We start from the raw sequence: 19,598 nt of genomic DNA on the forward strand, positions 1-19,598 counted from the left end.
ATTATCAAGATCGCTTTCTGATCATTTTTTCCTGCTTGTCTGTAACCTGTAACGCAGGGCGTAAAGCAAAAGGATTCCCATAACTCCTATGATCATTGCGAGGTACCATGTCGACTTGTAACCAAAGTTTGCGATGGAGACCATACCTCCGTTATGCGCAAAAATATGGGATATGGAGAATGCAATATTGTAAAGTGCCATGTATTCTCCCTGCCTGCCCGAACGGGATCGGTCCATGGCAAAGGCACTGGAGAATGGAAATGTGATCATTTCCCCGAGAGTCATCAGGATCATGCCGATCACCAGGAGACCGGTCCAGGTACCAATGGTAAGGAAAAAGAAACTGAAAGTGGTCATGGCCAGACCTATTATCATCAGGGACGTCCTGGATAGGGTGGAGGTTTCCAGATACTTGATCAGAGGCATCTCAAAGACAAAGATGATAAACCCGTTCATGGCTAAAAGGAGCCCGATGCCAACCTCGCTAAGAGATCTCATTTCACTGTAAAAGAGAGGGACGGTCGAAAAGTACTGCACAAAGATGAGGCCCAGCAGGACCATGGCTCCGATAAATAGGAGGTAAGGATAGTCGCTGTAGGCAGAACGGGGGGCTTCATTCTTAACCTGGTCCAATTCTTTCGCCTTTTTCGGATTGAGAACAAGCAGGAGGAGAAGTGCCGCCAGCAGGCAGGTGACTCCGTCAATCCAGAACAACCCGAAATACCCGACAGAGGCTATTATGACCCCGCCAATGGCAGGTCCGGCTGAGAACCCCAGGTTGATGGCGAGGCGGATGAGGGTCACGGACCGGGTTTTGTTCTCGTGTTTGCTGTAAGCGCTCATCGCCACATAGGTAGCAGGCCTGAAGGAGTCTGCAATAACCATCAGGACAAAGATCCCACTGCAAATGGCATAAAAGGATTCCAGCATCTGAAGCCAGATAAAGAGGACGCCGGTGAGGAATAGGCTCCACACCATGACCTTATAATAGCCGATCCGATCCGTCAGTTTTCCACCCAGCCAGGTTCCGGCGAGGGAGCCCAGGCCAAAACAGCTCATGATGGTTCCCACATCCTCCAGGGAAAAGCCCCTGTCCTGGGTCAGGTAAAGAGAGAGAAAGGGGATGACCATGGTGCCGGCGCGGTTGATCAGCGTGACAAGGGCCAGCCACCAAACCTCCCTTGAGAGTCCTTTAAAGGAATTTAGATAGGAGAGGTAGAGCAACTTCATGGGGATATCTGTATCGTGATCCGCTGTTTCAGGAGGTAAAGGCTCACCTTTACATCGATCTAAATCTAGCTAAAAAATGACCTATTCCGTACTTTTGAACTAAAATGGTGTACATATGAGAGTTTTCATTTGCCTCCTGTTCCTGTGTTTGGTCTTCAACAGTTGTGGGGATGGTAAGAAATACCATGATGAGGTCGCCCGTAAAGAACTACCGGCAGATAGTGTATTAGCCTCTATCATCTCCTTCCAGAATGAATTGAATGAAGAGTTTGCCAACCCGGAATCATCTCCTTTGCCAGACCGCTACCGCAAGGATTTCGAAGGGCTGGAATTCTTTGATCCGGACACCACCTTCCGGGTCGTGGCTGATCTCACGCGTACCCCAGAGGCCATACCCTTCCTGATGCCCACCAATACGGACCGGATGTCTGAGGAGGTCGTTTACGGGGTTTTGACTTTTGAGTTGAAAGGGCAGCGGTATCAGCTGGAGGTATATCAGAATCAGGAATTAAGTACTGAAGAAGGTTACGAAGAGTACCTCTTCCTGCCGTTCACGGATGAGACCAATGGAAAATCTACCTACGAAGGGGGCCGGTATATCGACCTGAGCATTCCTGATGGAGAACAGCTCGTTATCGATTTCAACAGGGCCTATAACCCTTATTGTGCCTATAACAAAAAGTATTCCTGCCCACTTGTTCCCGCCCAGAACCATCTCTCGACTGAGGTGAGGGCAGGTGTGAAAGCCTTCAAATAAGTCCAAAATAAAACCCTGACAATAAAATTGCCAGGGCTTATCAACGAACTAAACAAAACTAATAAAGACTCGCTGTTAGAAAGAGTATATCGCTGCGATCAGGAAGGACGAGAGGCTGTTTGTCGGTGCCCCGTCACTGTCTGAAAAGGGTTCATTGTCGTCTCCAAAACTATCCAGGCGGATTTCCGGTTTGATGATCAGGTTTTCCTTGGTATAGCTTCCTGTGAGGGTCAGTCCCAGAACAGGAACATCGTCAAAACCATCCTGGGTAAAGGCGAAGTATTCACCTCTCAGTCCGATAGCAAAATCATCTGAGGTCTTCAGCTGGGGATAGATGGCAGCTCCGTAGAATCCTGAATCCGTTTCAGAGTTCTTGTTGTAGGCAGCATTGATTCCCAGGAAAAAGTCCTGCGTCAGATCCACCCCACCGGTATAATCGATCTCAAAGCCCAGACCTCCGTTAGACCCGCTGTCGTAGTACAGGTTCAGGTACTGCCCGTGAACGCCCAACTGTGTTCCCAGGGCATACTCCCCGGTGGCACTGATATCGTTAGTGTCCCATGGGTTGGTTACGGCAACCATCAGACTCACGTCATCAGAAAGGGCAAAGTCGGCTTTTACTCCCATATGGGAGAACGGTCCGTTGGAAAAGAGATAGGAAACACTGTAGTTGAAGTTGGCCGCAGGCGCAATTACCTCATATCCTACCCAGGTGTTGAAACGCCCGATAGTCAGGGTAGTGTTTTCCGATACATTCCAGTAGGCGTAGGCCTGGTTAATGATACCGTTCAGCACATCATTTTCAAAGGTGGCCTCTGTTCCTCTGGGACCAAAGACCAGGTCGACCACCACTCCGGTGTCTCCCTTTTCATAGGCTCCGATCAGGTTTGCCATCCCCAGGGCAAATCCCGTTTGATTCGCAAAGGAGGTCGGGGTAGCTGTTGTGGCCAGTCCGGCATCGTTAAAGGTTGTCCTGTAGTAAGTATCAATACTTCCGGAGAGGGAAAACGGACTTGATGTTTCTTCCTCTTCCTGGGCTAATCCTATCACGCCGACGAAAAGTATGGTGAGATAGAGTAATTTTTTTCCGAAATTTGTATAAATAATCGTTTTCATATTTCTGTGTTTGTTATCCTGTTTACAGGATGTTAATACTGTTTTAAGTTGAAATGTTGAAAAGGTTATGAACGGAGCGTTCTGCCAAACGCTCCGTTCGCTTTTTATATTAATGTTGGTTCATTCTGAAATCTGCATAGGCATCCATTCCGTGCTCGTGCAGGTCGAGTCCGTCTACTTCTTCCTCCTTGGCGACGCGGATACCCACGGTCTTCTTCAGGCTGTAGAAGATGATAAAGGCTGTGAGGGAACAAAAGGTTGCTGCAGCTCCCACTCCTGCCAGCTGGTAGAGGAACTGGTCCCCTCCGGCCTTGGCGCCAAAGATACCGACAGCCAGTGTTCCCCAGATCCCACAGATCAGGTGAACGGTCACGGCACCTACGGGGTCGTCAAGTCGAATCCTGTCTATAAAGGCAACACCCAGCACAATGATCAATCCGGCGATAAATCCTATGAGCACGGCTTCATTTGGCGACATAAGATCTGCCCCTGCGGTGATCCCCACGAGTCCGCCCAGGATCCCGTTCAGGAACATGGTGAGGTCGAGGTTCTTGTAGAGCAAGGTTGAAAGGATAAGGGCACCTACACCTCCTGCAGCTGCTGCCAGGCTCGTGGTCACCAGGACCAGAGAGGTGAGTTCAGGGTCTCCGGACAAAACAGATCCACCGTTAAACCCGAACCATCCCAGCCAGAGGATCAGTACCCCTGCCGTGGCCAATGGGATGTTGTGTCCCGGAATAGCCTTGGGTTTACCGTCTTCCCCAAATTTGCCGATCCTCGCACCCAGGAGATAGATCCCGATAAGGGCTCCCCATCCTCCTACTGAATGCACGAGGGTGGATCCTGCAAAATCGTAAAAACCGGCGTCGTCACCTCCAAGGGTTGAGAGGAAACCGCCTCCCCATTGCCATGATCCTACAATAGGATATACCAGACCTACGTAGAGGATCACGAAGATCATAAACGGCCCGATCTTGATCCGCTCTGCAACTGCTCCTGAAACGATAGTAGCGGCCGTGGCGGCGAACATCCCCTGGAAGAGAAAATCGGTCCACCAGGTATATCCCCCATCGGCGTATTCGGGTGTCATCCCGTTCTCTGGAGCTGCGATCCCGAATCCTGCAAAATCGAGGATTCCTGCAGATCCGTCGGCGAATCCCGGGTACATCAGGTTAAATCCGCCTATGTAATACATAAGAAGTCCGACCGTAATGATAAAAATGTTCTTAAAGAGAATGTTGATCGTGTTTTTCTGTCTCGTAAGTCCTATTTCCAAAAAGGCAAATCCGGAGTGCATGAAAAATACCAGAGCGGTACAGATCATCATCCAAATGTTGTTTGCTGTAAATAATCCTGCTTCCATATTCTGTAATTTGTTAGTTAGTTATCAGATTTAGTTAATCCCTTCATATCCGTTTTCACGAGTGCGGATCCTGTAGGCATCGGTGACCTCGGATACAAAGATTTTACCGTCCCCTACATTGCCGGTATAAGCGGCATCCAGAACGGTGCTTACGGTTTTCTCGAGAAAATCATCTGAGACGACGATCACCAGATATCTACGCTGTATATCTGAAGTACTATAGGAGATACCCCTGTACACGTGTCCCTGTTTCTCGTTCCCCACGCCGGTTACATCCCAGTAGCTGAAGAAATTCACCTCGATTGCATGAAGTGCTTTTTTCACATCGTCAAACTTTGATTTGCGAATGATTGCTTCTACTTTTTTCATTGTATTAGTTTATTGTTGATGGGGCCAAAATTAGATTAAAAGAAATAACCCCCTAAAAAAATGGGGGTTATCTGATCATTTTTATCATTATTACAAAATAGACCCCTAAAAAATTAGGGTATGATATTCTCAATTGTAAATTTTGGGAATATGGTTTTTTTGTAGGCGAGTTTTAACAGTACCCGTAAGAAAAGGGGTATGTATAGAAATTAAAACACTGAAAAACAGAGTGTTATAATAAGGCTTTTATCAACCAGAGTCCTGCTGCAACAGCCAGGATACCAAGGACGACACTGCCCAGTATATAAAGTAGGAAGAGAAATATTTGTCCTTCCCTGATCATGCCGTAGTTTTCCAGGGCAAAGGAGGAGAAGGTCGTGAAGCCGCCACAAAATCCGACAGTGAGAAATAAAACAGCGGTATTACTAAAGCTGGTGTACTTTGCCGAAAGGCCAAGGATGAGACCAATCAAAAGACATCCCAGCATGTTAACCCCAAAGGTTCCCAGGAAGAAAGAAGGGATAAACGGGTTTAAGGCTTTACTGATTAAATAGCGAAGGGCACTTCCGATACCACCCCCGAGGAAGACCAGTAAAAAATTTTTCATTCCCTAAAGATAGGAATCTAGATGGCTTTCCGGTATTCTGAAGATGACAAATCGAGGGGGTATACCTTCTCTTGAGCTGCATCATTTCTATCGCCGGAAATCTCGGCTTGCCTGCGCTTGTTCATCACCACGCTGAAGGTAAGCAGGCCTGCATTCACTGCAATTAAAATGAAGAAAATGGTAAAAAAGGTTGTCATTTATCGGATTTCTTTGAAAGTATAACGCAAAAGTACGTGTTTTCTTATAGTATACGCATGAAATGCCGATTATGTTGTCAGGTCTTTAATTTTTGTGGTGTAGGCAAAAAAACTGTTAATTTTTCAGCAAATATTTAAGACCAAAAAGGATAATTACGAATAGGACAAAAACGATCCCTACCCATTTTACACCTTTGTAGTTCTTTTGGTGAAGATCCTTGTCCTTTTTATAGGAAATAACGATAATTGAGGCGAAGACAAGTACGAATAAGGCCGCAAAAATTAATTGTCCTGTGCTGAACATAATGTCTATTTTTAGTGCAAAATTACGCGAAATACACATATCATGAAAAGTAAGATCGATGCTGTTGCCCTGTTTCATCGTTCCTTTGGACTGGGAATTTCAGAAAGTCCCAGGGCCGATCTGGGGGAAGAGAAGAACCTCCTGAGATTTAATCTTATGGATGAGGAGAACAGGGAATATTTTGAAGCAGCTAAGAAGGACGATGCGGTGGAAGTGGCAGACGCTTTGGGTGATATGCTCTATATCCTTTGCGGGACCATCCTTGAACACGGGATGCAGCATATTATCGAAGAGGTATTTGAGGAAATACAGCGCAGCAACATGAGTAAATTGGGAGCGGACGGAAAACCTATCTACAGGGAAGACGGCAAGGTTCTGAAGGGTCCCGATTACTTCAAACCCGATATCAAAGGTATTCTGGACAGGTAGTCAGTTGATTTTATCCCAACGAATACATCCCAGAAGCGCATGTAAATCAAACTACCTCAAACCGCCACCCAAAAGGATCTTCTGCCTTGTTGTACTGTATGTCGGTAATTCTCTTTTTCAGGCGTGATGCATAACTGTCCTCCAGGTCGGGAAGGCTGTAATCAGTTCCCCTGAAGCCGAAACCTGAGATCGGGGAGATCACGGCGGCAGTCCCGGCGCCGAACATTTCTTTTAGGCTACCGTTCTTGGAAGCTGCGACCAGCTCCTCGACTCTTACCTTTCTGATATCGACAGGAATACCCTCTGATCGAGCAATATCGATCACACTTTTTCGGGTAACCCCATCCAGGATACGGTCGCTCACCGGACTCGTCAGCAGGGTGTCGTTGATCCGGACAAAAATATTCATGGCTCCTGCTTCTTCTATGTATTCATGGGTGTTGTCATCTGTCCATATCACTTGCTGGTATCCTTTTTGGATCGCCAGCTGGGTGGGATAGAATTGACCGGCATAGTTTCCCCCCGCTTTGGCATAGCCCACGCCTCCGTTTGCGGCCCTTGAATATTTTTCCTCTATGAGGACCTTAACCTTACCTGAAAAGTAAGGACCGGAAGGTGCACAAACGATGAAGAATTTATATTGGTCTGCCGGGGAGGCATGCAGCCCGGCTCCGGAAGCGAAAATAAAAGGCCTGATATAAAGAGAACTGCCCGGGGTGGTGGGTACCCAGTCTTTCTCCAGTTGAATGAGCGCCTTTAAGCCATCCATAAAGATCTCTCTGGGAAGTTCAGGGATGGAGATCCTTTTGGAGGAAATGTTGAGCCTTTTCTGGTTTTCCTCCGGCCTGAAAAGCCAGACTTTCCCCTGATCGTCCTTGTAAGCTTTCATGCCTTCGAAGACCGACTGCCCATAGTGGAATATCTTGGCAGATGGATCGAGAGTAATTCCCTGATAAGGAACAATTTTTGGTGTTTGCCAGGCTCCGTCCCGGAAGTCACAGACCAGCATATGGTCTGAGTGTACCTTACCAAAAGGAAGGTTCGAAAAATCCACTTCCGAGATTCTCGATTTCTTTACTTTTTCTATGATGATGTTCGTAACGTTGGTCTCCATTTACAGAAATTTTCAGGTCAAAAATACTCAATTATGAACTCTTGTTCCTTCTTTTTTGGCTGAAAAATCCCCAATTTTGCATTGTCAACTCAAATCCCGAATAAAATGAAATCAATTAACATTTTCCTTGCATTTTTACTCCTTCTTACCGCATGTAAGGAAAATAAATCTCAAAGCCAGACAGTTTCTCCTGAACCATCCGAATCGGAAGTCCAGTTCTTTGGTTCGTCCTTCGATCCCGAAGGCGCCTCTTCCGCTCAGGAAATAGCCATGGCATTTGATAAACTCGAACCTAAAGACAGCCTGAAAGTTTCCTTTACAGGCAAGGTGACCGATGTTTGCCAGATGAAAGGCTGCTGGATCAAGGTATCGCTGGATGGAAAAGAAGAGATGAGGGTCACCTTCAAGGATTACGGCTTTTTCGTTCCCAAGGATATCACCGGCAGGGAGGTAGTTCTGCAAGGTACAGGGTTCATCGAAGAGATCAGCGTGGAGGATCAACGTCACTATGCCGAGGACGGCGGGGCCTCAGAGGAGGAAATAGCAAAGATCACCACTCCCAAAGTGACCTACAGTTTTGTAGCAGATGGTGTACTGTTGAACGACTGAGGTGAAAAGGCGTATCATCACAACGTCTGATGGTTCCAGGACAATCAGCCTGGAGGACTGGAATGAGCACTATCATTCCACCCACGGTGCAGTGAACGAAGCCTGCCACGTTTTTATCGACCACGGTCTGGCAGTGTGTCAGCAAAATGAGATCCGTATCCTGGAAGTGGGATTTGGAACGGGATTGAATGCCCTGATCACCTTAAACGAAGCACAAAAAAAAGATCTGATTATCCACTACACAGGCGTTGAGGCCTATCCGATCTCAATGGAAGAGGTAGAGGAGCTCAATTACGCCAGGGAGTTGGACCTGGACCAGCTAGAGCAGGTGTACCGTGAAATGCACCTTTGCCGGTGGGATATTCCGGTTCAGCTAACACCTGAATTCACCCTCACTAAACAGAAGAAGGATTTTGGCCAAATCTCAGATGAACAGGAATACGATCTCATTTATTTCGATGCCTTTGGTCCGAGGGTTCAGCCGGAGTTGTGGACTGAATCCATCTTCATAAAAATGTTTAACGCCTTAAAATCAAATGGCGTACTCGTTACTTACTCGGCAAAGGGAAGTGTTCGAAGGGCCATGCAGGCCGCAGGATTTACTGTAGACAGGTTACCCGGACCTCCGGGGAAGAGAGAAATGCTCAGAGCGAATAAAGCATAACGGAATGGTTAAGGAGTAAACCACTGAAACCCTTAAACAATACTGTTAAACCTTATTTAAACCCGCTCCAAATCGCCTGTAAATCAAATATATTTACAAAAAATTACACATGCGCATTTTGATCACTGGGGCTACCGGGTTGATTGGCAAAGTTATCGTTCAAAAGTGCCGCGAGAACCAAATAGAAGTCAATTACCTCACGACCCGAAAAAATAAACTCACTACTAAAGGCAAAATCCGTGGATTTTACTGGAATCCCTCCAAGGGTGAAATAGATTCCAAATGTCTTGAGGGAGTTACCGCCGTGATCAATCTGGCGGGTTCCAGCATTTCTCAGCGATGGACCCAATCCAATAAAAAAGATATACTCAACAGTCGGATAGACAGTCTGCGGACACTGAGGTCTGCCATGGAAAAAAGTGATCTCAGCGAGATAAGATCTTTTGTGTCGGCATCTGCCATTGGACTGTATCCGGATTCACTCGACCGGTACTACACAGAGGACGAATCGGAGATAGATGATAGCTTCCTTGGAGAGGTAGTCTCAAAATGGGAAGAAGAGATCTCGGCCTTCAAAGAATTTTCCTTCCCGGTGGCCATGATCCGTGTAGGGCTGGTTCTCTCTATGGATGGAGGCGCCCTGCCTGCCATGGTAAGACCGGTCAAGGCCTATATGGGTGCCGCATTTGGCAGCGGTGAGCAGTGGCAGTCATGGATTCACATCGATGACCTTGCGCGTCAGTTTCTCTTCGTGATCGACCATGGCCTCGAAGGTGTTTTCAATGGGGTAGCTCCCAACCCTGTCACCAATTCGAGATTGGTCAGAGAGATCGCAGCCGTGCTGAACAAGCCCCTCATCCTGCCGAACATCCCTCAGGGTTTGATGAAAGCTGTCCTGGGAGATATGTCCTACCTCTTGTTTGCCAGCCAGCGAGTCAGCAGCAAAAAGATAGAGGAAGAAGGATTCGACTTTAATTTTAAGAACATCTGCAGCGCACTGAAAGATATTTTACATTCGGAAGAAACATCCAGCGATATCTTCCAAAAAGAGTTCGTCTGATCTCAGGTTCATACTCCGTACCGCGTTTAACACCCCAATGAGGGTGTTTTTTGTGTGACATTTTGACATTTTAGGAGAATTGGCAGTACTTTTGCCTTCTTGAAGCGACGAGGTAAAAATGCGCCCAACATGAGTGAAAAAGACAGAATAGAAGAAATGGATGAATTAAAAGATGCCCTGACCCAGGATGAAGCTGCACAGGAAGCATCACAGGAAGAGTCACAGGAGCAAGAAAATGAACAGACTGCAGAACTCTCCAGGGAAGAAGAATTAGAGAAAGAACTGGAAAGGGAAAAAGATAAATTTCTCAGACTTTTTGCGGAATTTGAAAATTTCAAGAGGCGGACCTCCAAGGAGCGAATGGATCTCTTCAAAACCGCTGGTCAGGAGGTCATGGTGTCCCTTCTTCCTGTAATGGACGATTTTGAGCGCGCTTTAAAGGAGTTGGGAAAGTCTTCAGAGAAAGAGCTTTTCAAAGGAGTGGAACTGATCTACAATAAATTCAAAGACACCCTGAAAGCCAAAGGGCTGGAAGATATAAAGGCAGAGGAAGGCGATGCCTTTGACGCCGAGATACACGATGCGATCACCCAGATCCCTGCCCCAAACAAAAAGCTCAAGGGCAAGATCATAGATGTGGTTGAGAAAGGATATCGCCTGGGAGATAAAATCATCAGGCATCCCAAGGTTGTAGTTGGTAATTAAACGGAAGACATGAAGCAGGACTATTACGAAATACTGGGGATTGATAAATCGGCATCGGCGGCAGATATAAAGAAGGCGTATAGGAAAAAGGCGCTGGAATACCACCCTGACAAGAATCCCGGAGATCCCAAGGCTGAAGAGATGTTCAAAAAATCAGCCGAGGCCTATGAGGTCCTGAGCAATCCGGATAAACGTGCCAGGTATGATCAATACGGCCATGCGGCATTTGAAGGCGGCGGATTCGGCGGCGGCGGAATGAACATGGAGGATATCTTCAGCCAGTTCGGTGATATCTTCGGCAGTGCCTTTGGTGGTGGTTTCGGAGGTTTCGGAGGCTTTGGCGGAGGACAGAGAAGAGTGAAAGGGAGCAATCTCAGGATCCGTGTCAAACTCTCCCTTGATGAAGTGGCCAACGGAGTAGAGAAAAAAGTCAAGGTTAAGAGGAAGGTTCAGGCACAAGGGGTAACCTATAAAAACTGTCCTAACTGTAACGGTAGCGGGCAGGTAACCAGGATTACAAACACTATCCTCGGGCGAATGCAGACCGCAACCACCTGTGGCAATTGCAGTGGTAGCGGACAGGTGATAGATCACAGGCCTTCTAATGCAGATGCCCAGGGATTAGAGATGGTGGAAGAGACCGTATCTATCAAGATTCCGGCCGGGGTTGAGGACGGAATGCAACTCAAGGTAAGCGGTAAAGGAAATGAAGCTCCGGGCAACAGTGTGCCGGGCGACCTGCTTGTGGCGATCGAGACCAAGGAACACGAGACCCTGAAGCGGGAAGGGGACAACCTTCATTACGACCTCTATATCAGCATCTCAGATGCGGTTCTGGGCACTTCCAAAGAGATCGATACGGTGGGAGGTAAAGTTCGTATCAAGTTGGAGCCAGGAATCCAATCCGGTAAGATCCTGCGCCTGAGGGGCAAGGGGATCAATAACCTCAATGGATACGGCAGCGGGGACCTGTTGGTACACGTAAATGTCTGGACCCCCAAGGAATTGACTAAAGAGCAGCGGGAGTTTTTCGAAAAGATGAATTCACACGAAAATTTTGAGCCCAAACCTGAGAAATCGGACAAATCCTTTTTTGAGAAGGTAAAAGACATGTTTTCTTAAACCATTTCATAGGCGGTTTAAATAAAAAACGTATATTTGATCCGATACTGGGAGACCGGTATTAATTTTCTTTTTCATAGCAATTTTTTTCCCATCCTCGATCCTTCGGGGATGGGTTTTGCTTTTTAAAGAGATGGACCTGGCACTGTAACCCTTGGAAATCGGGCGGTAATGACCTGGCGATCGGTGCAGGGTAAAGTTGACAAATCGCCTTAACAGGTGATCTTCAAATGGACTTACAAGCCGAGCTTAAAACCTCCTTTCCTTTGACCTTACATATAGATTCAATACCTCAAACTTTTACCTCCAATTCTATATCTTTGACAAAATTGCATGCATGAGCCCCATCCTGGTTGCCGAACGGATCACCAAACGCTACGGATCAAATTTTGCACTCAACAATGTTTCCCTGGAAATCCCGGCTAACAGCATCTACGGACTACTGGGGCCTAACGGGGCAGGGAAAACCACGCTGATCCGGATCATCAATCAGATCACCTATCCCGACAGCGGTTCTGTCCTCTTCGGAGGGGAACCCCTGCTGCCTCACCACGTATCTATGATCGGTTATCTGCCGGAAGAGAGGGGACTCTATAAAAGCATGAAAGTGGGGGAGCAAGCCCTGTATCTGGCCCAATTGAAGGGGTTGTCTAAAACCGAGGCAAAAAGAAGGCTCCTGTACTGGTTTGAGAGGCTTCAGATAGGCGACTGGTGGAATAAGAAGATTCAGGAGCTTTCTAAGGGGATGGCTCAGAAGATCCAATTCATCGTCACGGTGCTGCACGAGCCCAAATTGCTTATTTTCGATGAACCTTTTAGCGGCTTCGATCCGATCAATGCCAATATCATCAAAGAGGAGATCCTGCATTTAAAGGAAAAGGGGACTTCTATTATCTTCTCCACCCACCGTATGGAATCCGTAGAAGAGATCTGCGAATATATCGCCCTTCTTCACAATGCCGAAAAGATCCTTGACGGCAAGCTTTCCGAGATAAAAAAGCAATACAAGAATAATGTCTTTACCGTGGGAATGGCCGTTCAGAAAGGAGAGGACGTCCTCAGGGAACTCTCGGAGCATTTTCAGATTACCTCCTCCTCCTTTGATCCGGAGGAATCTCAGGTAGCCTTTGAAGTAAAGCTACCTTCTCCTGATACCGCACCTCTTTTACATCACCTCTCCAAAAAGGGAACTGTCAACAGTTTTGTCGAGACCATTCCTTCGGCCAATGATATCTTTATAAGGACAGTACAAAGCAAATCGATCCATGAATAAGCTAGGCCTGATCATCAAAAGGGAGTATCTCGCAAAGGTCCGCAATAAATCCTTTGTGATCATGACCTTTTTGAGTCCTGTCCTGATGGTGGGGATGATTGTGCTCATCGCTTATCTCACTGAGATCAACGACCGGGAGGTCAGGGTATTAGGAGTGCTCAATGAAAGTGTGTATTACTCAAAAGACTTTTCCTCTACAGAGTCCATGTCCTTTGTACAGTTCACGGATGTTTCCCTGGAACAGGCCAAGGATTCAGTCATAGGTCAGAATTTCTACGGTCTTCTGTACCTGCCGGCAGGCAATTCGCCTGAAGAGGTTGCCAGGGGTACCCTGCTATATACCAAAGAAGCCCCCGTTTCAGGCGTGGTAGACAGGCTGGATCTGATCTTCAGGGACAGGCTGAGACAACAAAGACTGCTCGACCTTGGTGTGACCCCGGCTGAATTCGCTTCCATAGAAACGGATTTTCAATTGAAGACGGAGACCTTTGAAGGCGAGAGAAACCTGAAAGGTCTCAACGAGCTGAAAGCGTTTATCGGTGGTGGGTTCGGGTACCTGATTATGATGTTCATCATCATCTACGGGGGCTTTGTCATGAGAAGTGTCATTGAGGAAAAGACCAGCAGGATCATAGAAGTGATCATCTCTTCTGTCAAGCCCTTCCAACTGATGATGGGAAAGATCATCGGAACCTCTCTAGCCGGACTGACACAATTTGCGATCTGGATCTTTTCTGCCTCCCTTTTACTGCTCGCGATCATGTCGTTTATGGGCCTGGAAACCTCTGCTTTTGAAACAGCGGGAGCCCTTCCGGGGGGTGCCGGGATGAACGAGCTCAGCAAGATGAATTCTGCTGGCAGTGAGATGCAGTTATACGCCATTGAACTGATGCGTATACCATGGGCCATGCTTATCTTTTTCTTCATGATCTATTTTGTATTGGGATACCTGATCTACAGCTCAATCTACGCAGCCATTGGGGCAGCAGTAGACAATGAAACGGATACCCAGCAATTTATTTTCCCGATCATTCTCCCGCTTATGCTGGCGATATACGTCGGATTCTTTTCTGTTTTTGGAAACCCTCACGGGCCGATAGCTGTTGGTTTTTCACTATTTCCCCTGACCTCGCCCATAGTCATGCTTATGCGCCTGCCCGGGGGTCTGGGAGAGGGAGGTGTCCCAATCTGGCAATTGGGTCTTTCTATATTCCTGTTGTTGGTTACCTTTATCGGGATCGTCTGGCTGGCCGCTAAGATCTACAGGGTGGGCATATTGATGTACGGGAAAAAGCCCAGTTACAAGGAATTGTTCAAATGGTTAAAATACTAGGATGGAAAAGGTAAGAGAACTCTGGAAAAACTTCAACGATCTGTTGTCATATCAGATCTATGACAGTGAGAATATTCATATCACCATAGGTACCTTCCTCACCATCGTTATCGGGGTGGTTGTGGTCACCTATGTGTTGCGCATCATCCACAACATCGTCGTCAAAAAACTGCCAGAGGCCGACAAGAATAAGTTCGTCAGTATTTTCTCTTTCTTAAAATACCTTTCCTACATCCTGGTGATCATCGTAATCCTCCATTCTTCAGGGGTGAACCTCACCGTACTGCTCACGGCTTCGGCCGCCCTTTTTGTAGGCCTCGGTTTTGCGCTCCAGAATCTTTTCCAGGACATCATTTCCGGTATCCTGATGATCCTAGATCAATCTATACACGTGGGTGACATTATCGAGGTTGAGGGTAAGGTAGGGAAAGTCTTCGAGATCAGGTTGAGGAGTACAAGGGCCATTACCCGGGACGACAAGGTATTGATCATCCCCAACCATATCTTTCTGACAAACACCATTTATAACTATACCCAGAATCACAATATTACCCGGGAAGCCCTGAATATCGGCGTGGCTTACGGCAGCAACGTGAAACTGGTCACGGAGATCCTCACTGAGATCGCTGAGGAACAGAAAGGGGTGCTCAAGAATCCGGAACCCTTTGTGCAGTTCGATGATTTCGGGGATTCTGCCCTGATCTTTTCTCTGAACTTCTTTATTTCTGATGCTTTTAGGGTACCGAGGATGCGGTCTGAGATGCGCTATAAGATTGATACCCGCTTCAGGGAGAAAGGAATTACCATACCTTTCCCTCAGAGGGATGTGCATTTCTATCAGCACGGCCCCATTTCCCTCAAAAAGGAATAGGTGCTGATCAAAAGCAGGTAGCATCCAACATGAATTCAGCTGTTGGTTAGTCTGCATAAGAAAATGGCACTGGCATCGTTTTTGAATGGGAGTAAGGAAAATGAATGAGCACCGGGTCTATATGAACAACATTATTAAATAGCAGACATGTCAAAAATATTAGTAATTGAAGATGAAGCGGCTATACGCAGGGTACTGATCAAGATCCTGACGGAAGAGAACGACCAATACGAACTGGAAGAAGCTGAGGACGGGCAGAAGGGACTTGAGATGATCAAGAAGAACGACTATGACCTCGCCTTGTGCGATATAAAAATGCCCAAAATGGATGGGGTGGAAGTCCTGCAGGCATCCCGGAAGATTAAACCGGAAATCCCTTTTATCATGATCTCCGGGCATGGTGACCTGGATACTGCCGTCAACACCATGAGACTCGGTGCCTTTGATTATATCTCCAAACCCCCGGACCTTAACCGCCTTCTTACAACGGTCAGAAATGCGCTCGACAGAAAGGAACTGGTGGTGGAGAACAAGATCCTGAAGAAGAAGGTGAGCAAGAATTATGAAATGATAGGGGAAAGTCCTGAGATCAGTAATATCAAGCAGATCATAGACAAGGTGGCTCCTACGGATGCCCGTGTACTGATCACTGGATCCAATGGTACCGGGAAGGAACTCGTCGCCCACTGGATCCATCAGAAGAGCGAGAGGAGCAATGCGCCTTTTATAGAAGTAAACTGTGCGGCCATCCCATCCGAACTTATTGAAAGTGAACTGTTCGGCCACGTAAAAGGGGCTTTTACCTCGGCTATCAAGGACAGGGCCGGAAAGTTTGAAGCTGCAAACAAAGGCACGATCTTCCTGGATGAGATAGGGGATATGAGCCTGTCTGCCCAGGCCAAAGTGCTTCGCGCCCTGCAGGAGAACAAGATCTCCAGGGTAGGTTCAGACAAGGATATCAATGTAGATGTCAGGGTAGTGGCAGCCACCAATAAAGACCTCAAAAAGGAGATAGAGGAAGGCAGGTTCAGGGAAGACCTCTACCACCGACTGGCGGTGATCCTGATCAATGTTCCTTCTCTCAACGATCGCAGGGAAGATATTCCATTGCTCATCGAACATTTCTCAGAAAAAATTGCCGGCGAACAGGGCACTGCCCCCAAGCAATTCTCGCCAAAGGCGGTATCCCTCCTCAAGGAATACGACTGGACGGGGAATATACGGGAATTGCGGAATGTGGTCGAAAGGCTCACCATTCTGGGAAATGATGAGATCACGGAGGCAGATGTCAAACTCTTCGCCAGTAAATAAAGAATGACACTTCCCTAATTTGTGGCCGAACAGCGTTCTCCTAATTTTTCCAGGGCGCGCGCTGCGATATTCTTCGTCTTCAAGTTGTAGTATCGCTTACCTTCCGTGAGCTCGGCTTTAAGCAATTCAAGTTCGCATCGCTGGAAAACTCCCAGGACGTAATTCTCGGCCTCCTTGCATGGTAAGGTGGAGATGACCTTCTCCAGTGAAATCCTGAAACTTTCCAGGGAAGACTCTACCTTTTTTTCGAGCTCCTTTCCGGAAATAGGTCTGAAGGATTGAACCCTGGCCTTGTCCTCCCGGGTATTTACGCTAAGATCGTTTCCGTATTCACTGGTGTGGATCTCAGGATGATCTTCAAGCGCTTCCAGACTACCCTGGGCATGATCCAGTGATTTCTCTAAAAGCATGCGGGCTCCCATAAGGGAACTTGCTTTTATCGCTTGTTTGAGATAACGCTCACTCTCTTCAATGCCGGACTGGGCGTATTCACATCCACAGGCAGCAAATTGATCCTTGCTCTTGTCAATAGCGCTCAATGCCTTATAGGCATAGTAGTGGATCATGTTTATTTTGTCGGCTTCGATGGCCTTTTGGGTATTCGATCTGATATAACTGATGTTCGACCCCGCAAATTCACAGGCATTGGAGAATCCTGTGCCCGAAGGAAAGGGCAGTAAAGCGAGCCATAGATAGATTGTCAGCACCTGTAATGACATGGGACGTTATCTCAGATTTGGGTGACCTAAAATAGAAATATGGAGAATCAACCCCTTATTTTATCGTCATATGGGGAAAATCCCACGTTTTTCGCACTATTTTAGGGATTTAAGACTATCCGTATTTAATGAGTTGAGTGTAAGCAAAGCACCGATAAATGTCCTATCTTCAGCCTATGAAGAAGATCAAAAGTAAAACCTATCAGGTCGACAAGACCGTAAAGTTAAAAGACATTCCCACAACGGATCCATTCGGGGAATCCGATAAAAAACTCAAGAAGTACCTGGAGAAGATTCGGGTTAAGCTCGGAAAGTTTCAGGATGTGATGTATGCCCATGACAAGTACAGCGTCCTGATCTGTTTACAGGGAATGGATACGGCAGGCAAAGACAGTCTGATCAGGGAAGTATTCAAGGACTTTAATGTCAGAGGCGTACAGGTCCACAGTTTTAAGGTACCCACAGAACTGGAGAGAAGCCATGATTACCTCTGGAGACATTACATCGCCCTTCCCCCCAAGGGGAAATTCGGGGTCTTTAACCGGACGCATTATGAGAACGTATTGGTAACACGGGTCCATCCTTCTTACATCCTCGGGGAACACATTCCGGGTATCCATACAGTAGAGGACATCGACGAGGAATTCTGGCAAAAAAGGTTCCGTCAGATCAACGATTTCGAAAAACACCTTGCAGAGAATGGGACCATTATCTTTAAGTTCTACCTTCACCTATCCAAGGAAGAACAGCGGCAGCGATTGCTGAGGCGGCTCGAATTGCAGGAAAAGAACTGGAAATTTTCAGCCGGCGACCTCAAAGAGAGGGCCCTGTGGGACAAATACCAGTGGTGTTACCAGGAAGCCATCAACCATACTTCCAAAGAACACGCTCCCTGGTTCGTGATCCCTGCGGACAACAAGGAAGCTGCCAGGGTTATCGTGGCGGAGATCCTCCTGGAAGAACTCAGCAAGTATACAGATGTGGTAGAGCCCGAACTGGATGAGGAGACCCGGGCAAATATTGAAGAATACAAAAGACAATTAGAAAGCGAATGAGAAGGACTTTTATTTTAATTATTATCGTTTTGCAGGTGCTGAATAGTACAGCACAAACGAATGATCAGGAGCAGATCAGAAAGTTTTACGATCTGGCCCTGACGCAGGGTAAGTCGTATGACTGGCTCAATTATCTTTCCAATCAGATAGGAGGCCGACTTTCGGGTTCCGTACAGGCGGAACAGGCGGTTAACTATACCCGGGCAGAACTCGATTCCCTGGGATTAGACAGGGTCTGGTTACAACCTGTCATGGTGCCCAAATGGGTGAGGGGAACCCCTGAATTCGCCTACCTCGAAAGCAAGCCCGGTTACACGAGCAACATTCCGATTTGCGCCCTGGGCGGATCAGTGGCCACTCCACCGGGAGGAGTCAAGGCAGAGGTGGTGGAGGTGCAGTCCCTGGAGGAACTTGAGACCCTTGGGCAGGAAAGGATCAAAGGGAAGATCGTTTTCTTCAACAGACCTATGGACCCCAGGCTATTGAATACTTTCCAGGCCTACGGGGGTGCGGTTGACCAGAGATCGTCAGGAGCAGCCCAGGCTGCCAGATATGGCGCTGTAGGCGTTATCGTCAGGTCGATGAACCTCCGGCTCGACGACTATCCCCATACAGGCTCCACCAATTATGGGGATCTGCCCGAAAAGGACAGGATCCCGGCTGCTGCTATTAGTACCAACGGGGCCGAATTCCTGAGCACAACGTTAAAACTCAACCCGGAAGTACAATTCTATTTCAAGCTAAACTGCAAACAATTGGAGGACGTTCAATCCTACAATGTAATCGGGGAGATCAGGGGCAGTACCAAACCTGAAGAGATCATGGTAGTCGGGGGTCATCTCGATTCCTGGGACCTGGGAGACGGGGCCCATGACGATGGGGCCGGATGTGTTCAGAGTATGGAAGTGCTAAGATTGCTGAAAAAGAGCGGGTATAAACCCAAACGGACCATCCGTGTGGTCCTCTTTATGAATGAGGAGAACGGGCTCAGAGGCGGAAGGAAATACGCTGCCGAGGCTGAACAGAAAGGGGAGAAGCACGTCTTTGCCCTGGAAAGTGATGCAGGGGGATTCACACCCCGTGGATTTGGCTTCGACAGTTCGGACGCAGATTTCGAAAAGATCGCGGGATGGGAGTCCCTGTTTGAACCATATCTCTCTGATCATTTTATCAGAGGCGGAGGCGGAGCCGACATCAGGCCTCTCAAGAAGGAGGGCATGGTTCTGGCCGGGCTCAGACCTGATTCCCAGCGATATTTCGCGCATCATCACGCCCAGAATGACACTTTTGAGCACGTGAACCGGAGAGAGCTCGAACTGGGGGCAGCGGCGATGACGAGCCTGATCTACCTGGCGGACAAATACGAACTGGGATCCATCGGTAACTGAGT

21 protein-coding genes are annotated in these 19,598 nt (G+C 47.5%); 13 read left to right on the forward strand and 8 right to left on the reverse strand.

The window, feature by feature from the left end; all coding sequences use genetic code 11:
* Window positions 1–21 precede the first annotated feature (21 nt).
* Complete coding sequence (locus tag IEV19_RS12150; RefSeq protein ID WP_188371005.1) at window positions 22–1,230, reverse strand: MFS transporter; 1,209 nt, start codon at window positions 1,228–1,230, stop codon at window positions 22–24.
* A gap of 115 nt (window positions 1,231–1,345) precedes the next feature.
* Between IEV19_RS12150 and IEV19_RS12155 the strand changes: the two genes are divergently transcribed.
* Entirely contained in the window at window positions 1,346–1,987 is a 642-nt protein-coding gene (locus tag IEV19_RS12155) for a DUF1684 domain-containing protein (RefSeq protein WP_188371006.1), read from the forward strand.
* Window positions 1,988–2,062: 75 nt separating this feature from the next.
* Here the strand turns inward: IEV19_RS12155 and IEV19_RS12160 are convergent, their stop codons facing one another.
* From IEV19_RS12160 to IEV19_RS12180, 5 genes are all read right to left on the reverse strand, one after another.
* On the reverse strand, window positions 2,063–3,103 hold the full coding sequence (locus IEV19_RS12160) for an outer membrane beta-barrel protein (protein ID WP_188371007.1): 1,041 nt from the start codon (window positions 3,101–3,103) through the stop codon (window positions 2,063–2,065).
* A gap of 109 nt (window positions 3,104–3,212) precedes the next feature.
* On the reverse strand, window positions 3,213–4,466 hold the full coding sequence (locus IEV19_RS12165) for an ammonium transporter (RefSeq protein WP_188371008.1): 1,254 nt from the start codon (window positions 4,464–4,466) through the stop codon (window positions 3,213–3,215).
* Window positions 4,467–4,496: 30 nt separating this feature from the next.
* Window positions 4,497–4,835 (reverse strand): P-II family nitrogen regulator, encoded by a 339-nt coding sequence (locus IEV19_RS12170; protein ID WP_188371009.1) that lies wholly within the window; start codon window positions 4,833–4,835, stop codon window positions 4,497–4,499.
* Window positions 4,836–5,067: 232 nt separating this feature from the next.
* Entirely contained in the window at window positions 5,068–5,442 is a 375-nt protein-coding gene (gene crcB, locus IEV19_RS12175) for a fluoride efflux transporter CrcB (RefSeq protein ID WP_188371010.1), read from the reverse strand.
* Between the two features lie 17 nt (window positions 5,443–5,459).
* Window positions 5,460–5,639 carry a hypothetical protein gene (locus IEV19_RS12180; protein ID WP_188371011.1) on the reverse strand — a complete coding sequence of 60 codons (180 nt, stop codon included), beginning with the start codon at window positions 5,637–5,639 and terminating at the stop codon, window positions 5,460–5,462.
* A 346-nt stretch (window positions 5,640–5,985) separates the two neighbouring features.
* On the opposite strand from IEV19_RS12180, the gene IEV19_RS12185 reads away from it, so the two are divergent.
* The gene (locus IEV19_RS12185; protein ID WP_188371012.1) at window positions 5,986–6,372 is read left to right on the forward strand and encodes a pyrophosphohydrolase domain-containing protein; all 387 of its coding nucleotides are present in this window, start codon (window positions 5,986–5,988) and stop codon (window positions 6,370–6,372) included.
* Window positions 6,373–6,418: 46 nt separating this feature from the next.
* Here the strand turns inward: IEV19_RS12185 and IEV19_RS12190 are convergent, their stop codons facing one another.
* On the reverse strand, window positions 6,419–7,486 hold the full coding sequence (locus tag IEV19_RS12190) for a branched-chain amino acid aminotransferase (RefSeq protein ID WP_188371013.1): 1,068 nt from the start codon (window positions 7,484–7,486) through the stop codon (window positions 6,419–6,421).
* Window positions 7,487–7,591: 105 nt separating this feature from the next.
* Here IEV19_RS12190 and IEV19_RS12195 point away from each other — a divergent pair, with 105 nt between their 5' ends.
* From IEV19_RS12195 to IEV19_RS12235, 9 genes are all read left to right on the forward strand, one after another.
* Entirely contained in the window at window positions 7,592–8,095 is a 504-nt protein-coding gene (locus tag IEV19_RS12195) for a DUF4920 domain-containing protein (protein WP_188371014.1), read from the forward strand.
* A 1-nt stretch (window position 8,096) separates the two neighbouring features.
* Window positions 8,097–8,759 carry a tRNA (5-methylaminomethyl-2-thiouridine)(34)-methyltransferase MnmC2 gene (mnmC2, locus tag IEV19_RS12200; RefSeq protein ID WP_188371015.1) on the forward strand — a complete coding sequence of 221 codons (663 nt, stop codon included), beginning with the start codon at window positions 8,097–8,099 and terminating at the stop codon, window positions 8,757–8,759.
* Window positions 8,760–8,868: 109 nt separating this feature from the next.
* Complete coding sequence (locus tag IEV19_RS12205) at window positions 8,869–9,819, forward strand: TIGR01777 family oxidoreductase (protein WP_188371016.1); 951 nt, start codon at window positions 8,869–8,871, stop codon at window positions 9,817–9,819.
* A gap of 129 nt (window positions 9,820–9,948) precedes the next feature.
* Window positions 9,949–10,524 carry a nucleotide exchange factor GrpE gene (locus IEV19_RS12210; RefSeq protein ID WP_188371017.1) on the forward strand — a complete coding sequence of 192 codons (576 nt, stop codon included), beginning with the start codon at window positions 9,949–9,951 and terminating at the stop codon, window positions 10,522–10,524.
* Between the two features lie 9 nt (window positions 10,525–10,533).
* Complete coding sequence (gene dnaJ / locus IEV19_RS12215) at window positions 10,534–11,646, forward strand: molecular chaperone DnaJ (protein ID WP_188371018.1); 1,113 nt, start codon at window positions 10,534–10,536, stop codon at window positions 11,644–11,646.
* Window positions 11,647–11,983: 337 nt separating this feature from the next.
* Entirely contained in the window at window positions 11,984–12,919 is a 936-nt protein-coding gene (locus IEV19_RS12220; protein ID WP_188371019.1) for an ABC transporter ATP-binding protein, read from the forward strand.
* A complete protein-coding gene (locus IEV19_RS12225) occupies window positions 12,912–14,252 on the forward strand; it encodes an ABC transporter permease (protein ID WP_188371020.1) in 1,341 nt (446 codons plus the stop codon). Before IEV19_RS12220 ends, IEV19_RS12225 begins: the two co-directional genes overlap by 8 nt.
* A gap of 1 nt (window position 14,253) precedes the next feature.
* A complete protein-coding gene (locus IEV19_RS12230; RefSeq protein ID WP_188371021.1) occupies window positions 14,254–15,123 on the forward strand; it encodes a mechanosensitive ion channel family protein in 870 nt (289 codons plus the stop codon).
* A gap of 147 nt (window positions 15,124–15,270) precedes the next feature.
* Entirely contained in the window at window positions 15,271–16,434 is a 1,164-nt protein-coding gene (locus IEV19_RS12235) for a sigma-54-dependent transcriptional regulator (RefSeq protein ID WP_188371022.1), read from the forward strand.
* Window positions 16,435–16,448: 14 nt separating this feature from the next.
* On the opposite strand, the gene IEV19_RS12240 is transcribed toward IEV19_RS12235, so the two are convergent.
* Complete coding sequence (locus tag IEV19_RS12240; RefSeq protein ID WP_188371023.1) at window positions 16,449–17,153, reverse strand: hypothetical protein; 705 nt, start codon at window positions 17,151–17,153, stop codon at window positions 16,449–16,451.
* A 176-nt stretch (window positions 17,154–17,329) separates the two neighbouring features.
* Here IEV19_RS12240 and IEV19_RS12245 point away from each other — a divergent pair, with 176 nt between their 5' ends.
* Together IEV19_RS12245 and IEV19_RS12250 are read left to right on the forward strand one after the other, a co-directional pair.
* Window positions 17,330–18,208, forward strand: coding sequence for a PPK2 family polyphosphate kinase (locus IEV19_RS12245; RefSeq protein WP_188371024.1), 879 nt, complete (start codon window positions 17,330–17,332; stop codon window positions 18,206–18,208).
* Window positions 18,205–19,596 (forward strand): M20/M25/M40 family metallo-hydrolase, encoded by a 1,392-nt coding sequence (locus tag IEV19_RS12250; protein WP_188371025.1) that lies wholly within the window; start codon window positions 18,205–18,207, stop codon window positions 19,594–19,596. Before IEV19_RS12245 ends, IEV19_RS12250 begins: the two co-directional genes overlap by 4 nt.
* Window positions 19,597–19,598: the final 2 nt, after the last annotated feature.

This window comes from Muriicola marianensis (genome assembly GCF_014638095.1).
Taxonomy (GTDB): domain Bacteria; phylum Bacteroidota; class Bacteroidia; order Flavobacteriales; family Flavobacteriaceae; genus Muriicola; species Muriicola marianensis.

Coding starts and splice junctions, on each gene's coding strand:
- crcB (WP_188371010.1), bottom strand. CDS start 5,442: ATGAAAAATTTTTTACTGGTCTTCCTCGGGGGTGGTATCGGAAGTGCC.
- IEV19_RS12195 (WP_188371014.1), top strand. CDS start 7,592: ATGAAATCAATTAACATTTTCCTTGCATTTTTACTCCTTCTTACCGCA.
- IEV19_RS12185 (WP_188371012.1), top strand. CDS start 5,986: ATGAAAAGTAAGATCGATGCTGTTGCCCTGTTTCATCGTTCCTTTGGA.
- IEV19_RS12220 (WP_188371019.1), top strand. CDS start 11,984: ATGAGCCCCATCCTGGTTGCCGAACGGATCACCAAACGCTACGGATCA.
- IEV19_RS12170 (WP_188371009.1), bottom strand. CDS start 4,835: ATGAAAAAAGTAGAAGCAATCATTCGCAAATCAAAGTTTGACGATGTG.
- IEV19_RS12205 (WP_188371016.1), top strand. CDS start 8,869: ATGCGCATTTTGATCACTGGGGCTACCGGGTTGATTGGCAAAGTTATC.
- IEV19_RS12180 (WP_188371011.1), bottom strand. CDS start 5,639: ATGACAACCTTTTTTACCATTTTCTTCATTTTAATTGCAGTGAATGCA.
- IEV19_RS12235 (WP_188371022.1), top strand. CDS start 15,271: ATGTCAAAAATATTAGTAATTGAAGATGAAGCGGCTATACGCAGGGTA.
- IEV19_RS12210 (WP_188371017.1), top strand. CDS start 9,949: ATGAGTGAAAAAGACAGAATAGAAGAAATGGATGAATTAAAAGATGCC.
- dnaJ (WP_188371018.1), top strand. CDS start 10,534: ATGAAGCAGGACTATTACGAAATACTGGGGATTGATAAATCGGCATCG.
- IEV19_RS12165 (WP_188371008.1), bottom strand. CDS start 4,466: ATGGAAGCAGGATTATTTACAGCAAACAACATTTGGATGATGATCTGT.
- IEV19_RS12150 (WP_188371005.1), bottom strand. CDS start 1,230: ATGAAGTTGCTCTACCTCTCCTATCTAAATTCCTTTAAAGGACTCTCA.
- IEV19_RS12225 (WP_188371020.1), top strand. CDS start 12,912: ATGAATAAGCTAGGCCTGATCATCAAAAGGGAGTATCTCGCAAAGGTC.
- IEV19_RS12240 (WP_188371023.1), bottom strand. CDS start 17,153: ATGTCATTACAGGTGCTGACAATCTATCTATGGCTCGCTTTACTGCCC.
- IEV19_RS12250 (WP_188371025.1), top strand. CDS start 18,205: ATGAGAAGGACTTTTATTTTAATTATTATCGTTTTGCAGGTGCTGAAT.
- IEV19_RS12155 (WP_188371006.1), top strand. CDS start 1,346: ATGAGAGTTTTCATTTGCCTCCTGTTCCTGTGTTTGGTCTTCAACAGT.
- IEV19_RS12160 (WP_188371007.1), bottom strand. CDS start 3,103: ATGAAAACGATTATTTATACAAATTTCGGAAAAAAATTACTCTATCTC.
- IEV19_RS12190 (WP_188371013.1), bottom strand. CDS start 7,486: ATGGAGACCAACGTTACGAACATCATCATAGAAAAAGTAAAGAAATCG.
- IEV19_RS12245 (WP_188371024.1), top strand. CDS start 17,330: ATGAAGAAGATCAAAAGTAAAACCTATCAGGTCGACAAGACCGTAAAG.
- IEV19_RS12230 (WP_188371021.1), top strand. CDS start 14,254: ATGGAAAAGGTAAGAGAACTCTGGAAAAACTTCAACGATCTGTTGTCA.